We start from the raw sequence: 15,201 nt of genomic DNA, 5'->3' as shown, positions 1-15,201 counted from the left end.
GCCATCAACCCAATGAACGCAGTAGTGCTTTCAGCGGGCATAAACCCTGCGGGCAGCTTGCCCTGCATTCCTGATAGCGCTGGAGTAAATGATGAAAAAATTCGAAGATGTCGGTTTATTAGTGGCTCGCGTCCTGATGCCAATCCTGTTCATTACGGCCGGCTGGGGCAAGATCACCGGTTATGCAGGTACTCAGCAATATATGGAAGCGATGGGCGTCCCTGGCTTTATGCTGCCGCTGGTTATTCTGCTGGAGTTTGGCGGCGGTCTGGCCATTCTGTTTGGTTTCCTGACCCGCTTCACTGCCCTGTTCACTGCAGGCTTCACCATCCTGACCGCGTTTCTGTTTCACAGTAACTTTGCCGAAGGTGTGAATCAGTTGATGTTCATGAAAAACCTCTCTATCGCGGGTGGTTTCCTGGTGTTAGGTCTGGTGGGTCCAGGCGCATACAGCATTGATCGCCTGATCAGCAAAAGAAAACCACAGACGATTGCGCGCTAATCTCACATAAAGCGTAATGCCACATATACTTAGCAGGGCGGGGAAATTACCCCGCCCTGTTTGCATTGGAGCCATTATGGGACAGTTAATTGACGGTGTCTGGCATGACACCTGGTACGACACCAAATCCACTGGCGGACGTTTCAAACGTTCAGAGTCGGCTTTTCGCAACTGGGTCACGGCGGACGGTAGCGCCGGTCCGGTGGGCAAAGCAGGATTTGCTGCTGAGCGCGATCGCTATCATCTTTATGTCTCGCTGGCCTGCCCCTGGGCGCACCGTACGCTACTGATGCGTCAGCTGAAGGGTCTGGATAGCATGATCGATGTCTCCGTGGTGCATCCGCTGATGCTGGAGAACGGCTGGACCTTCGATGACACCTTTCAGGATGCGACGGGCGATAAGCTCTATCAGAACGAGTTCATTTATCAGCTCTATTTGCATGCTGACCCGCAGTACAGTGGCCGTGTAACCGTGCCGGTATTATGGGACAAGCAGCAGAACACCATCGTCAGCAATGAATCGGCTGATATCATCCGCATGTTCAACAGTGCATTTGATGCGGTCGGTGCCCGTGCCGGTGACTACTATCCGGTAGCGCTGCGCGAGAAGATTGATGAGCTGAATGGCTGGATCTACGACACGGTCAACAACGGCGTGTATAAATCGGGCTTTGCGACGTCGCAGTCCGCGTACGATGAGGCAGTGACTGCGCTGTTCCATTCGCTGTCGCGACTGGAGCAGATCCTGGGCCAGCATCGCTATCTCACCGGCGATCAACTGACCGAAGCGGATCTGCGGTTGTGGACCACCCTGGTTCGCTTCGATCCGGTCTATGTGACCCACTTTAAATGCGATCGTCACCGGATCAGTGACTACAGAAACCTCAGTGGTTTCCTGCGTGATATCTATCAGATGCCGGGCATTGCAGAGACAGTCAATCTTCCGCATATCCGTCACCACTATTACTGCAGCCACAAGACTATCAACCCGAACGGCGTGATTTCGCTGGGTCCGGCGTTTGACTGGGATGAGCCGCACGGCCGTGGTTAAGCTGCATTAGCATAGCGCCACATTAAAAACCCCGCCGAAGCGGGGTTTCTGGTAAAAAGTCGAAGCTGACCGTTAAGCCGGGTTCTGTCGTGGACAGTCATTCATCTAGGCCAGCAATCGCTCACTGGCTCAAGCAGCCTACCCGGGTTCAGTACGGGCCGTACCTTGTGAACCCCTATTTGGCCTTGCTCCGGGTGGAGTTTACCGTGCCACGAACTGTTGCCAGTCGCGCGGTGCGCTCTTACCGCACCCTTTCACCCTTACCTGATCCCATTTCTGGGCCATCGGCGGTTTGCTCTCTGTTGCACTGGTCGTAGGCTTGCGCCTCCCAGGCGTTACCTGGCACCCTGCCCTATGGAGCCCGGACTTTCCTCCCCTCTGCCCGTCTCCCCACAAGTGAGGACGACGACAAAGCGGCGACTGTCTGGTCAGCTTCGGCGCGGGATAATAGGACATCCGAAGGCATTTGTCACGCCTCTTGCTGCTCCAGCGCATACTTATAGAGGGCATTCTTCTTCACGCTATGGATCTCAGCGGTCAGCGCAGCCGCGCGCTTCAACGGCAGCTCTTTTTGCAGCAGCGCGAGGGTACGCAGTGCATCAGCGGGTAACGCATCGTCATCATCGACTTTGTGCCCTTCGACAATCAGCACCATCTCGCCTTTACGACGATTCTCATCTTCTTTTACCCAGGCCAGCAGCTCGCCGACCGGCGCACCGTAAATCGACTCCCAGGTTTTGGTCAGCTCGCGCGCCAGCACGACGTAGCGTTCAGGCCCCAGCTCACTCACCATATCCTGCAGGCTGTCGATCAGACGATGGGTCGATTCATAGAAAATCAGCGTACGCGGTTCCTGCACCAGCGCCCGCAGGGCATCGCAACGGCCTTTGGTTTTGGCGGGCAGAAACCCTTCGTAACAGAACCGATCGGAGGGCAGTCCTGCAGCACTTAACGCGGCAATGGCAGCACAGGCGCCCGGCAGCGGCACCACACGGATGCCCGCTTCACGGCAGCGACGCACCAGATGGTAGCCCGGATCGTTAATCAGCGGCGTGCCAGCATCAGAAACTAAGGCTATGCTTTGACCCTCCTGCAGCTTCGTCAGCAGCAGCTCAGCCTTGTGCTGCTCGTTGTGGTCATGAAGTGAGAAGAGTCGCGCATTGATGGCGAAATGTTGTAGCAACAGTCCGGTATGACGTGTATCTTCCGCAGCGACCAGATCGACGCTCGAAAGCACCGTCAGCGCCCGCTGGGTGATATCACCCAAATTACCAATCGGGGTTGGAACGATGTAGAGCGTGCTGGCAGAAATCTCTGCCCGATCGTGTTGTTTCATTGTTTCATCCGAATTGCCGATTTAATATTGAGCATCTTGAAAAAAACATCACTGGATACAGTATGCTTCCTTCAAAAGTCGTTCGTCATAAAGCAGGACGCTTTCTGCCTGTCATTCTTGCTGGGCTGATTTTAGCCGCATGTAGCGGTCAGGGGCCGCAAACCTCAACCGTCAATATTCAGGGGCCAGTTACCGCCAGCTCCGCTTACTATCTGCAGCAAGCGCAGCAAAGCAGCGATGATAGCAAGACCGACTGGCAATTACTTGCAATCCGCGCCCTGTTGAAGGAAGGAAAGTATCCTGAGGCGACCCAGCAACTGAGTCAGTTGCCGCAGCAGCTCTCTGAGACGCAGCAACAGGAATCCCTGCTGCTGAAAGCGCAATTGCTGATTACACAACAGAAGATCAAAGACGCTGAACCGCTGTTAGCGGCAGTAAAAACCGGCGCACTGTCGCAGGATCAGCTGGCGCGTTATTACAGCCTGCAGATTGCCAGCGCACAGGGCCGCCCTTCACTCTCACTGCTGCGCAACTATATTGCCCAGGAACCGCTGCTGAAAGGCACCGATCATCAGGGCAATATTGACGCCACCTGGCAGACCCTGACGCAAATGTCGCCGCAGGATGTCAGCAACCTGGTGATCAATGCTGATGAGAATGTGCTGCAGGGCTGGCTGGATCTGCTCGCGGTCTGGCGCGCCAATGCCCAGGATGCTGAGATGCTGAAGTCCGGCATCAAAGACTGGCAGACCCGCTATCCGCAGAACCCGGCCGCCAAAACGCTGCCGACGCAGCTGAGCCAGATGCAGAACTACACCAAAGCCTCCACCAGCATTATCGCCCTGCTGCTGCCGCTGAATGGCCAGGCGCAGGTGTTCGCGAATGCGATTCAGAAAGGCTTTAACGATGCGAAGAATGGCGTTTCCGCGCCAGTCGCTCAGCCGGCGGCTGCCCAGCCCGCCGCTGCGGATGCAGCAGCCAGCACCCAACCTGCGGCCGCTGCGGGATCGTCTGCCGATCCGATCAGCGCGCCGCAGCAGTCTGCCGCCACCGCACCACAGCCTCAGTCACAGCCCCAATCTCAGCCTGCTGCTGCCGCACCGGTCAGCAACGCTCAGATCAAGGTCTATGACACCAGCAGCCAGCCAATTGAGCAGGTGATGCAGCAGGCACAGCAGGATGGCGCCACTATCGTGGTTGGCCCGCTGCTGAAGAGCAACGTTGAGAAGGTCGCCAACAGCCAGACGCCGCTGAACGTGCTGGCACTCAACGAGCCAGAGAAGATCCAGAACCATCCGAATATTTGCTACTTTGCGCTTTCTCCTGAAGACGAAGCGCGCGATGCCGCGCACCATATCTGGGAACAGGGCAAACGCCAGCCACTGTTGTTAGTTCCGCGCAGCGGCCTGGGCGATCGCGTGACTAACGCGTTTGCGCAGGAGTGGCAGAAACTGGGTGGCAGTACCGTCATGCAGCAGCGCTTTGGCTCGACCGCTGAGCTGAAACAGGGCATCAACAGCGGCGCGGGCATCAGCCTGTCGGGCACGCCAGTAAACGCTGCACCTGCTGAGCCGCAAGGCGTTTCGATTGCGGGCATGACTATTCCGGCACCGCAGCCGGGCACGCCCAATGTGGTCAGCACCAGCAGCGGTGGCGGCGTCGATGCGGTTTACATCGTCTCAACGCAGGATGAACTGCAGCTGATTAAACCGATGATCACCATGCGCACCGGCAGTCGCAGCAACATCTCGCTCTACGCCAGCTCGCGCAGCGCGCAGGCCGGTGCCGGCCCGGACTTCCGGTTAGAAATGGATGGCCTGCAGTTCAGCGATATCCCGCTGCTCTCCGGCAGCAATCCTGGCCTGATGCAGCAGACGTCGAAGTCATTCAATAATGACTACTCGCTGGTGCGCCTGTATGCCATGGGTATGGATGCCTGGACGCTGGCGAATCACTTTAACCAGATGCGTCAGTCTCCTGGCTTCACGCTGGATGGCAATACCGGCAAGCTCAGCGCCGACACGGATTGTGTGATCAACAGGAAGTTGACATGGAACCAGTATCGTCGGGGCGAAATCGCACCGGCCAACTAAATCGCCGTCAGATTGGTGCCGGGCATGAAGAAGATGCCCGGCGCTATCTGGAGCAGGCTGGCCTGATATGGGTCGCCAGTAATGTTCACTTTCGCAATGGTGAACTTGACCTGATTATGCGTGACGGGCACTGTTGGGTGTTTGTTGAAGTCCGCTACCGACGCGATGCGCGTTACGGTGGTGCACTCGCCAGCGTAACCCGGAATAAACAACATAAGCTGCTGCGCGCTGCCGCTCTCTGGCTGGCGCAACGCGGCGGCAGTTTTGAAACAGTGAATTGCCGTTTCGACATCATCGCCATTACCGGCACGGCGCTCGAGTGGCTGCCGAATGCCTTTAATGCAGACGTTTAGAACCAGGTGGTCGTGTGCAGGAAAGAATTAAAGCATGTTTTACCGAAAGTATTCAGACTCAGATTGCCGCAGCCGAGGCGTTGCCCGATGCCATCTCCCGCGCAGCTATGACGCTGGTGCAGTCGTTACTGAATGGCAATAAAATCCTGAGCTGTGGCAACGGCGCTTCATCCGCCAATGCCCAGCACTTCGCCGCCAGCATGATTAACCGTTTTGAGACCGAGCGTCCCAGCTTACCGGCGCTGGCGTTAAGTGCTGACAATGTGATGCTGACTGCCATTGGTAATGACCGTCTGCACGATGAGATCTATGCCAAGCAGGTACGCGCGCTGGGACACGCAGGCGATGTGTTACTGGCTATCTCAACCCGTGGCAACACCCGTGACATCGTTAAGGCCGTAGAAGCGGCGGTAACACGTGATATGACTATCGTTGCGCTTACCGGGTATGATGGCGGAGAGCTCGCCGGACTGCTGGGTCCGCAGGATGTGGAAATCCGTATTCCATCGCACCGCAGCGCCCGTATTCAGGAGATGCATATGCTGACCGTGAATTGCCTATGCGATCTGATCGATAACACTCTCTTTCCCCATCAGGAATGACTGAAGGAGCACGAATGAAAGCATTGAATGCTATAGCTATTCTGTTAACCGCCATGCTGCTACAGGGATGTGTAGCCGTGGTCGCTGGTGGCGCAGCTGTGGCCACCAAAACGGCCACCGATCCCCGCTCAGTGGGTACGCAGGTTGATGACGGCACGCTGGAGCTACGCGTCACGAATGCGCTGGCAAAAGATCAGCAGATTAAAACCGATGCCCGTGTTGTCGCCACCGCCTATCAGGGCAAAGTGTTGCTGACTGGTCAGGCGCCTTCGCAGGAGATCGCCAATCGTGCCAAACAGATCACTATGGGTGTTGATGGCGCAACCGAAGTTTATAACGAGATCCGCATTGGCCAGAAAGTGACGCTGGGCACGACGTCATCCGACACCTGGATCACCACCAAAATCCGCTCGCAGCTGCTGGGCAGCGATCAGGTGAAATCATCCAACGTGAAAGTGACGACGGAGAATGGCGAAGTGTTCCTGCTGGGTCTGGTGACACAACAGGAAGCGCAGGCCGCGGCGGATGTCGCCAGCCGCGTCAGTGGTGTGAAGCACGTTACTACCGCCTTCACCATGCTGAAGTAATTCGCTAAACAAAAGAAAGGCGGCCATGGCCGCCTTTTTTATTGCCTGATTCTCAGACCGGAATATCGATGACCAGCGCGCGGGTCGCGGTTTTCGCTTTCAGCTGCAACAGCTTCTCTTCCTGCAAAAAGGCGCCATCGCCACAGCCCAGCTTCTCCTGATGATCCGTGCCGGACATCGCCTCCAGCGAACCATGAATTGACTGCAGATAGGCTCGTGGCCCCTGTATCCGCAGCGAATGCTGTTCGCCCGGCGCCAGCTCGACCTGATGAATCCATACCTGCTGACGCAACTGCAGACTGTCATCTATCCCATCCGGCGAGGCGATCAGCTGAGACAAACGGCCTTCCGTCAGGGCAATCTTCTGCATCCGCGGATTTTCGCGCTCAGGACAGGCAGACAGCCACAGCTGCATACGTGTCAGTGGACGATCTTTGCTCAGGTTAATTTCGGTGTAACTCACCCCCTGCTGGGCAGAGAGCAGCAGCGCCTCTCCTTCCCGCACGCTGATGGTGTTGCCTTCACTGTCCCGGTATTCAGCTTCACCCTGCAGCACGATGTTCAGCACATCGACCTGAGGATAGGTACGCGGCTGAAAAGCCGCACCCGGTGCCAGCACTTCCTGGTTCAGCACACGTAGCGAGGCATAGCCCATCAGTTTGGGATCAAAATAGTGGCCAAAAGAGAAACTGTATCGGCCCTGTAACCAACCGAAATCGGCCTGGCCACATGCCGACGCACTGCGTGTCGTTATCATTATTTACCTCCGGCATCCGGTGACGAGAATCGGCCACGGACTTTATACCCCCATGGTAAAAGTCTGGACGCCGGATTGTTAGCCAGTTAATCTGCCCGGCATGTTCAAATTTCCTGACAGAGAACCGGGATGGCTAAAGAGCGTGCGTTAACCCTTGAATCTTTACGCGTTATGGATGCGATTGATCGACGTGGCAGTTTTGCAGCGGCAGCAGATGAACTGGGGCGCGTTCCTTCTGCCCTCAGCTACACCATGCAAAAGCTGGAAGAGGAGCTGGATGTGGTGCTGTTTGACCGCTCTGGTCACCGCACTAAATTTACCAACGTGGGACGCATGCTGCTGGAGCGTGGCCGGGTACTGCTGGAAGCGGCTGATAAGCTCACCACCGATGCGGAAGCGCTGGCTCGTGGCTGGGAAACCCATCTGACGATCGTCACCGAAGCGCTGGTGCCCATTGATGCACTTTTCCCCTTGGTGACAAAGCTGGCCGATAAAGCCAATACGCAATTTTCGCTGGTCACTGAAGTACTGGCGGGCGCGTGGGAGCGGCTGGAACAGGGCCGGGCCGATATCGTGATTGCCCCCGATATGCACTTCCGCGCCTCAACCGAGATCAATACCCGTAAGCTCTACACCATGATGAGTGTTTACGTCGCCAGTGCTGACCATCCGATCCATAACGAGCCTGAACCTCAGTCTGAAGTGACGCGGGTCAAATACCGTGGCATTGCAGTGGCAGATACCGCGCGTGAGCGCCCGGTGCTGACCGTACAGTTGCTGGATAAGCAGCAGCGCCTGACCGTGAGCAGCATGGACGATAAGCGCCGTGCGCTGCTGGCCGGGCTGGGCGTGGCAACCATGCCCTATTCACTGGTGGAACAGGATATTGCGGAAGGCCGTCTGCGCGTGGTGAGTCCGGAATATACCCGCGAGGTCGATATTATTATGGCGTGGCGGCGTGACAGCATGGGCGAAGCCAAATCCTGGTGTCTGCGCGAAATTCCCCGTCTGCTGGCGAAGAAAAACTAAAAAGCCTACGGCCGACTCAGGCAATCCATCGCCACCGCACGGAAGCGGGTGAAATCGGTGCTGTCCCGCAGGCGGGTCATTGCCCTTTCACGCAGGAACGTCACAAACAGATCGTATATCGCCATCGCCTCTTCATATTCACTTTTGCTGATCGCCAGCAGGAAGATGACATAGGCGGTATCGTCTCCCCAGGGAATGCCGTGCGGTGCCAGTACGGTATACACCACGGTTTTCTTTGCCAGTAGTCCCAGCGAGTGGGGCAGCGCAATACCGTCACCCAGCATGGTGCTGACAATCGCTTCGCGCTCTTCGACCGACGGATAAAACGCCGCATCCACAAACCCCTCCTCCTGCAGCTGATCGCTCAGCTGGCGAAACAGCGCAGACCGGGTCATCGGCTTGTCGACGATATGAAAGTGCTGGGCATCAAAAAATTTCGCCAACATGTAGGGCCGCGTCCGGTCGACCAGCACCAGCTTGCCAATCTGCTCCAGCTGAAAACCGGTAGGAAACGGTGAGATCACCACCACCGGTTTCTCTTTTTCGCTGAGCCGGATGGTGGAGATCACAAAATCCTCGTCGATGCGGCTGCGCTCCTCATACTCGCGCTGTGACAGACGTGCTGTGACCTGCAACTGTGGATATTTACGCAGCAGCATCGCTTCAATCATGCGCAGCGTAGAGTTACCGCTGTCGCACACCAGTAACACCTGCGGATGACGCTGATAGCCCACGTCATAGTGGCGCTCCAGCCCGACGCCGATGTGCAGCACCAGAAAGCCAATCTCATTCTCGGTGATCACATAAGGCGTATATTTCCCCCAGCTGGTCACCGCCGCCAGGGTGACATCATAGGCCATGGGATAGTGCTGTTTGATGTTGCTGAGCAGCGGGTTGGGAATGTGAATCTGATAGCGCACCCGGGTAATCATGGTTTTGATGTGGGTGAGCAGATCGGCGCGCAGCTGCTGATCGTTTTGCAGAGTGAAGTTGTAGTGCGTGTTGATAAAGCTGAGCAGGTAATCCACCAGCGCATCTGCATCATCTGCGTTGATGGCGCTGGGGGCGACCGTCTGAATGCGCCGCGCGGCGATGTTGACCCGCAGCCAGCTCTCTTCCGCCGGTGAAATCGGTTTGCTGACCAGCGGGCGCATCAGATTGATCAGCTGATGTGCCGCTTCCCGCACTTCATCATCAATCTCTTCGGCCCCTGGATCGTTAAGCGGATACCCTTCGCTGATGCGACGCACCGCCACGGCGCAATAGAGCCGCAGATAGCGTTCGCCTTCATCACTGAGGCGAATGTTGTGCTGTGCAAAACAGCGTTGCAGCAGCGGACGCAGCGTCTCCAGCATGCCGCTGTTCAGCGCTTCGATCGTCAGCAGCGGACTTTCTGGCTGCGCCTGATCGATTTGCCATAACAGGTCGGTGAGGCAGGTCCGGATCGCCACTTCGCTGCCAAACAGCTTCATGCCGTAATGTGGCTTGCTCTCAATGGTGAGGTGATAGCGCCCCAGCCATTCGCGCACTTCTGCCATATCGTTCTGCAGGGTAGCACGGCTGACAAACCATTCTTCCGCCAGCTCTTCAAGTTTCAGCGCGTAAGCCGCCGTGAGAAAGCGGGTCAGCAGATAGCGAACCCGATCCGTCGAGGTGCGCGGCACCCGCAATGGCGACGCGGCATGCTCCTGCAGATGCTGAAAGCGCTGGGCATCTTCTATCTTCAGCTGATAGCCCGCGCCTCGGCTCAGGATAAACTGCGCGCCATGATCTGCCAGCAGCGCATTCAGCGCCGTGATATCGGTGCGCACGGTACGTGTCGAGACGGCAAAACGCCGCGCCAGCTCATCCTGAGGCAGCGTTTCGTTTTGCAGGGCATCGAACAGTTGCGCAAGGCGCTGATTGGGAAATCTCACAAGCATTACCTGTTTGCTGATAGCCAGTGGGAACGTCAGCCTACGGCGTTCGTCACGCAACGTCCATGTTGCGCGATCGGCCTGTCAGAGGCCGATCGTGTCGATCACCGGGCCAGTACTGTTTTACAGATGGCCAGCAGTTGCTTCACATCGTCAATGCGGGTCTCTCCGCTGGTTTTATCGATGATCGAACTGTAGACGTGCGGGATCACTTTGCTGACACCCGCGTCCAGCGCAATGCGCACGATCTCGCCGACGTTTTCCAGATCGATGCCGCCGGTGGGTTCCAGCCAGAAATCCTGTTTTGCACAGGCTTCCGCCACAGCGCGATACTCATCCACCGCCTGCAAGCCGCCCATCGGGAAATATTTCACCGAGCTGCCGCCCATATCCTGCAGCATCGCAATCGCCGTTTCGATGGATACGATCCCATCCTGGCATTTTGCGCTGCGCGGTCCGGTGGAGATTTTCACCTGCCCAGGCTGACCGGTGGGCGAAATCAGACCGTTCACTATCGTCTGTGACTGGCCCAGCAACGCACGACTGGTGGCGACGCCGGTAAAGACCTGATTCACATGCTGCGGTTGCAGTACCGCCGAAATCTCACTCACCATCTGTGATTGATTAGGATCGCCCGCGCCGAGACCTACCGAGAGCGCATTATCGATCAGCGCGGCATACTCGCGCATATCCTTGATCGCGGCTTCGTTGCTGGCGTAGTTTTTTGACAGCACGCCAACCAGCACATGCCCTTCTGCTGCCTGCCAGATGGCGCGCGCATTCTCTTTAGATCCGGCCAGGACGTTAAGGCAGAGACGATCCTGATAGAAATTGGGGGTCAGCGTCATGCGTGTTTCGCTCCGTTTAACAGGGCCTGAATGCGGGTGAAAATAGTGTGCAGTTGATCGGCGCTGACGCTGCGCACGTCCGCCTCAATGATCCCCTCGTTGGCTTTGTAGCCACGGAAGTAGATGGCGACGTCGCCCTTTTTCAGCGCCTGCACCAGATCGCCGGTGCGTTGCTGGATTACGGCTTCGTCGAACGTGATCTCAGCCCGGGCGATGTCGCGTCCGGCTGCATCCCATACGATGCGGGCTGTCACACCCGTTAAGCCGTTGAGCTGTTCAATAAACGGCGTCATTTTCTCCACCATCTGCGCGCCGCTGATTTTTGGCTGCGACAGATAGTTTTCAATCGCCTGGGTCAGCCCCAGAATCCCCTCTTTGCCCACTTTCATCGCGCGGCCAATGCCGTTGGTCTGGCGTTTGACCCACTCAACGTAATGGTGTCTGCCAATCACCAGTCCGCTGGTCGGCCCTTCAATCGCTTTGGCGCCGCTGTAGATCACCAGATCGGCACCCACCTGGTAGTAGCATTGCAGATCCTCTTCCGCTGCCGCATCGACGATCAGCGGAAGGCCATGCTCACGCGCAACTGCCGCGGCCTGCCCCACATCAAGATGGCTCTTCTGTACGCAATGATGCGATTTCACATAGAGGATTGCTGCAGTCTGTGGCGTGATCGCCGCCGCCAGTTGGGCAGGTGAGCATTCGTTGCTGTAACCCGCTTCCACCAGTTGCCCGCCACCCAGCGCCACCATGCTGCCGACCGGCGCGCCATAGTTCACGTTGTGCCCTTTGGGCACCACAATCTGGTTCGGAACGGTCAGCGGCGCAGCATGCAGGTTGTCCACCAGCCAGTCGTTGTCTTTAACAATCACCGCAGCCACACACTGGGCGATACCGGCTGAGGCGCAGGAGACCACCAGCGCATTCTCCACCTTCAGCAGACCGGCGATAAAAGCACCCGTCTTATCCACCAGATCTTTCATTTCGAAGTAGTGATCGAGGCCATACTTCACCGTATCGATCACGTCACTTGATGGCGTTGAGACGCCGAGGATCGTCATACGGCCAGAGGCGTTAATGACTGGCTTCAGGCCATATTTTTCATAAACCGAGATCATGCGCTATTCCTTCTTCCGTCGCGATCCACGTGCCAGCGACCACCGCTGCCAGCGGAACCAGATGCTTCTCACCGGTTACCTCTTCACCTTCTGAATCAATGAAGGGCCGGGCTTCTTCTTTCACGCTAAAAACAGTCAGATCGGCGTCGTAGCCGACTTTCAGCTGGCCTTTGCGCAGCAGGCGCAGTCCGGCGGCCGCGTTAACCGTGACGCAGTCGATCACCTGCGACAGTGTCATGCCGACGCTGAAGAATTTCGACATCACATGCGCCAGGCTGTGAACCGGCCCGGCCAGACGATTGCGGCAGTAGATGTCAGAGCTGATGGTGTCGGGCAGGATGCCCTGCGCAATCGCCGCGCGAGCGACCTCAAAGCTGAAACTGGCGCTGCCATGGCCGATATCGAGTCTGACGCCCCGCGCGATAGCCTGTTTGACCGCCGCTTTAAGTTCACCCTGTGACGTCAGGATGCGGTTGGGTTTGCCATTAAAGCAGTGCGTAATGATGTCGCCCGTGGTGAGCAGATCCGCAATCTCGTCGAGACTGGGCGGATTGTTGCCTATGTGAACCATCAGCGGCAGACCGCCGCTCTCCTGCTGAATCGATTTGGCTTTTATCAGCGGCTGGACGCCATTCTGACCGACCACGCTGCTGCTGATGCGCGCCTTGAGGCCGACAATAAAATCGGGCAGTCGCGCTACCGCCTGTTGCACCGCCTTGCCATCGATCTGCGCCATGTCGGCCAGCTCATTCTGGGTGACGATGCCGGTGCGGGCGATATTAATCAGCGCATAAACCTGCGTCTGCGCCGCGCGCGTCAGCTGGTAGAAATCATCAATATGTTCTGCGCCGGTACTGCCCGCATCGACCACCGTGGTGACGCCATACGCCACGCCAATCGCGTCCGCTTCATCATGGTAAATCGGTGATTTGGGATAGCAGTGAACGTGGGAGTCGATCCAGCCGGCGCTAAGGTAGTAGCGGCCAGCCAGATCGCGCTCGCGCTGTGCCTTGCCCTGCACCTTGCCCACGTCGGCGATGCGGCCATTCTGCAACGCAATGTCGACCACCTGCTCATCGCTGAGGCGCGCATTGCGGATAATCAAGTCGTACATGGTTTCTCCTAAACAGCAGCCCGCTGCCGGGCTGCCGGTGAGATTCAGAGAGCAATCGGGAACAGCGCACCCAGGATCATCGCACCGAGGATGGCGCCGCCGGTAATCGGCTTGTTCCAGAGATAGAACAGCAGCGCACCCAGCAGCGAACCCAGACCAATCGGAATAGAGGCCGCCATGGCAGACAGGATGATCAGCGGTCCCAGAAAGCGCCCTGACGCATTACCCGCCCCCATCATCACGTCTGCGCCGTAGGTGGAGTCGCTCTGATTGATGGTGAATTTACGGGCCAGAATAATCAGGTAGCCAATCGCCACACCGATCACCAGTCCGGTCGCCAGCGAGGCCGCAAAATTCGCCACCGGAAAGACGATGCCTGCACCCAGCAGCAGGGCCGGAACGCCCAGCCCGACGCCGGTCTGAATTGCCCCGCCGATATCCAGAATGCCCACCAGTGAGCCTTCGATGATGCGGGCGAACAGGAAGCTGGCACCAAAGGCGGCGACCGCGCCGTAGACGCCGGTTTCCATGCCTGCACGCAGCATCGATACAAACGCCACTTCGTTAAACGCGCCAATGCCATAGAGGTAGTACATGTGGGTCCCGGCAAAGACACCAGAGGAGAGCAGGCCAACAAAGATCGGGAAAGACCAGTCGGCGTACCAGAAGCCTTTATTTTCGTTCATCGCATCGCCTCTTATTTACCGCTGACTGAGTTGTGGATCATGTCGAGCCAGCCGGGAATGCCGAGCTGGAAGGACTGCAGCAGCTTCATGTCAAAACCCCGGAAGAAGGCGCTCAGCACAAACAGCAGCACGATGGCGGTCATCATCACTTTGGTGACCCGGTTCCAGCCGCTCTCTTCCACGCCTTTACCGATCAGGATACCCAGCACCAGTCCAGGCACAGCATTGCCCATGATCAGCTGCGCCAGACCGCCAAAAATGGTGGCCCAGAAGCCTGACTTTTTGCCAGCATCAATTGCCGCCAGCCAGAAGATCACGGGCATCACCGTGTTCACCAGCAGGTTTGCGGCGGGCACCAGCACTTTGACCGCCGTAACCTGCAGCGCAGCCGGAACCGCCGAAGCAGTGGAGTTGAGGAAGGCGACCACGATCATGCCGATGATGCCGCAGGCGATGGCCATTTTTTTCGGGTCATGCAGCGTCTCAGCCACATTGCGATTCTTCACCATCAATGCGGCCGCACCCCAGTTTGGAATGATGCGATGATCCACATCCTGCGTGAATGAACCGGCGGCGACAGACGATGCCCAGGCATTGAAAAAGAAGCCAAGACCAAAGGAGAAGTGGGAGGCCGGATCGCCTTCGCACGAGTTCAGCTCACCCAGTGTACGAAAGGCGCCCATGCCCTGAGTGGTTGGCGCGTGAAACATGCGTGCAGCGCCCGCACCGACGCCAACCAGCCCGCCAATAATCAACGACTTAAACAAAATGATTAAAAACATGTTGTTGTACCTTGTTGTCGTTTTTACCCGTCCTGCCTCAGCCGCCCCATTGCCCCGCCTGACTGCCGCGCGATCGCGACAGCTGAGAATCGGGCAGACGGCTGGCTGATATGAACAGGCTCTGTTTTAGGATGCCGCCGTGAACGTCACCTGTTCGGTGTCGAAAACGGTGACGCTGACGGTGATCTCCAGCGTGACACTGAAGTTCCGCCGCTGGCGCGCCAGAAAGAAGAAGAGAAACTTCTCGGTTTTGACGCTCTCCTGCGCGCGCAGCACCCGGACATCCTGAGGTTCAATGCGCAGCAGGATTTTTTGCGTTGCGCGCAGAACCTGGTTCTGCACCCGACTCAGGGCATCGGCGAAGGCTTTCGCTTTGGTGTCGCCTTTGCCCTCGACCGTCACCTGAGTAACGTATTGTTCTTTCATA

General features: G+C 57.3%; 16 protein-coding genes and 1 other RNA gene. 7 read left to right on the top strand and 10 right to left on the bottom strand.

Annotated elements, in window-relative coordinates; all coding sequences use genetic code 11:
• Positions 1-91 precede the first annotated feature (91 nt).
• Together ACR8BF_RS02835 and ACR8BF_RS02830 are read left to right on the top strand one after the other, a co-directional pair.
• The gene (locus ACR8BF_RS02835) at positions 92-502 is read left to right on the top strand and encodes a DoxX family protein (RefSeq protein WP_434745908.1); all 411 of its coding nucleotides are present in this window, start codon (positions 92-94) and stop codon (positions 500-502) included.
• Between the two features lie 76 nt (positions 503-578).
• A complete protein-coding gene (locus ACR8BF_RS02830; protein ID WP_434745520.1) occupies positions 579-1,553 on the top strand; it encodes a glutathione S-transferase family protein in 975 nt (324 codons plus the stop codon).
• Between the two features lie 57 nt (positions 1,554-1,610).
• On the opposite strand, the gene rnpB is transcribed toward ACR8BF_RS02830, so the two are convergent.
• Positions 1,611-1,989, bottom strand: an RNA gene (gene rnpB / locus ACR8BF_RS02825) — RNase P RNA component class A.
• A gap of 33 nt (positions 1,990-2,022) precedes the next feature.
• On the bottom strand, positions 2,023-2,889 hold the full coding sequence (gene rsmI / locus ACR8BF_RS02820; protein ID WP_179898628.1) for a 16S rRNA (cytidine(1402)-2'-O)-methyltransferase: 867 nt from the start codon (positions 2,887-2,889) through the stop codon (positions 2,023-2,025).
• Positions 2,890-2,951: 62 nt separating this feature from the next.
• On the opposite strand from rsmI, the gene ACR8BF_RS02815 reads away from it, so the two are divergent.
• The 4 genes from ACR8BF_RS02815 to dolP are packed head-to-tail and all read left to right on the top strand — an operon-like array spanning position 2,952 to position 6,524.
• A complete protein-coding gene (locus ACR8BF_RS02815) occupies positions 2,952-4,982 on the top strand; it encodes a penicillin-binding protein activator (RefSeq protein ID WP_434745519.1) in 2,031 nt (676 codons plus the stop codon).
• A complete protein-coding gene (locus tag ACR8BF_RS02810; protein WP_314985746.1) occupies positions 4,940-5,335 on the top strand; it encodes a YraN family protein in 396 nt (131 codons plus the stop codon). The genes ACR8BF_RS02815 and ACR8BF_RS02810 overlap by 43 nt, the downstream gene beginning before the upstream one ends.
• A 14-nt stretch (positions 5,336-5,349) precedes the next feature.
• A complete protein-coding gene (gene diaA / locus ACR8BF_RS02805) occupies positions 5,350-5,937 on the top strand; it encodes a DnaA initiator-associating protein DiaA (protein ID WP_003855538.1) in 588 nt (195 codons plus the stop codon).
• Between the two features lie 14 nt (positions 5,938-5,951).
• Positions 5,952-6,524: a division/outer membrane stress-associated lipid-binding lipoprotein gene (dolP, locus tag ACR8BF_RS02800; RefSeq protein WP_008925774.1), complete on the top strand. Its 573-nt coding sequence runs from the start codon at positions 5,952-5,954 to the stop codon at positions 6,522-6,524.
• A 52-nt stretch (positions 6,525-6,576) separates the two neighbouring features.
• Here dolP and ACR8BF_RS02795 read toward each other — a convergent pair whose 3' ends face one another.
• Entirely contained in the window at positions 6,577-7,281 is a 705-nt protein-coding gene (locus ACR8BF_RS02795) for a pirin family protein (RefSeq protein ID WP_003855536.1), read from the bottom strand.
• A 129-nt stretch (positions 7,282-7,410) separates the two neighbouring features.
• On the opposite strand from ACR8BF_RS02795, the gene ACR8BF_RS02790 reads away from it, so the two are divergent.
• A complete protein-coding gene (locus tag ACR8BF_RS02790) occupies positions 7,411-8,310 on the top strand; it encodes a LysR family transcriptional regulator (protein ID WP_003855535.1) in 900 nt (299 codons plus the stop codon).
• Between the two features lie 5 nt (positions 8,311-8,315).
• Here ACR8BF_RS02790 and ACR8BF_RS02785 read toward each other — a convergent pair whose 3' ends face one another.
• From ACR8BF_RS02785 to ACR8BF_RS02755, 7 genes are all read right to left on the bottom strand, one after another.
• Entirely contained in the window at positions 8,316-10,226 is a 1,911-nt protein-coding gene (locus ACR8BF_RS02785) for a BglG family transcription antiterminator (protein ID WP_434745518.1), read from the bottom strand.
• 104 nt (positions 10,227-10,330) lie between these two features.
• Entirely contained in the window at positions 10,331-11,074 is a 744-nt protein-coding gene (gene dagF, locus ACR8BF_RS02780) for a 2-dehydro-3-deoxy-phosphogluconate aldolase (RefSeq protein ID WP_179898632.1), read from the bottom strand.
• Positions 11,071-12,192: a DgaE family pyridoxal phosphate-dependent ammonia lyase gene (locus ACR8BF_RS02775; RefSeq protein ID WP_434745517.1), complete on the bottom strand. Its 1,122-nt coding sequence runs from the start codon at positions 12,190-12,192 to the stop codon at positions 11,071-11,073. Before ACR8BF_RS02775 ends, dagF begins: the two co-directional genes overlap by 4 nt.
• Positions 12,176-13,306 carry an amidohydrolase/deacetylase family metallohydrolase gene (locus tag ACR8BF_RS02770; RefSeq protein ID WP_434745516.1) on the bottom strand — a complete coding sequence of 377 codons (1,131 nt, stop codon included), beginning with the start codon at positions 13,304-13,306 and terminating at the stop codon, positions 12,176-12,178. Before ACR8BF_RS02770 ends, ACR8BF_RS02775 begins: the two co-directional genes overlap by 17 nt.
• A 44-nt stretch (positions 13,307-13,350) precedes the next feature.
• Positions 13,351-13,992, bottom strand: a complete 642-nt coding sequence (locus tag ACR8BF_RS02765; RefSeq protein WP_010256482.1) for a DUF4310 family protein — start codon at positions 13,990-13,992, stop codon at positions 13,351-13,353.
• A gap of 11 nt (positions 13,993-14,003) precedes the next feature.
• Positions 14,004-14,774 (bottom strand): DUF4311 domain-containing protein, encoded by a 771-nt coding sequence (locus ACR8BF_RS02760; protein WP_434745515.1) that lies wholly within the window; start codon positions 14,772-14,774, stop codon positions 14,004-14,006.
• A 126-nt stretch (positions 14,775-14,900) separates the two neighbouring features.
• Positions 14,901-15,200, bottom strand: a complete 300-nt coding sequence (locus ACR8BF_RS02755; RefSeq protein WP_179898636.1) for a DUF4312 family protein — start codon at positions 15,198-15,200, stop codon at positions 14,901-14,903.
• Position 15,201 lies beyond the last annotated feature (1 nt).

It is taken from the genome of Candidatus Pantoea rara (genome assembly GCF_051136265.1).
Lineage (GTDB): Bacteria > Pseudomonadota > Gammaproteobacteria > Enterobacterales > Enterobacteriaceae > Pantoea > Pantoea rara.
The sequence above is the reverse complement of the archived record's forward strand: the minus strand, read 5'-3'. Positions and strand labels throughout refer to the sequence as shown.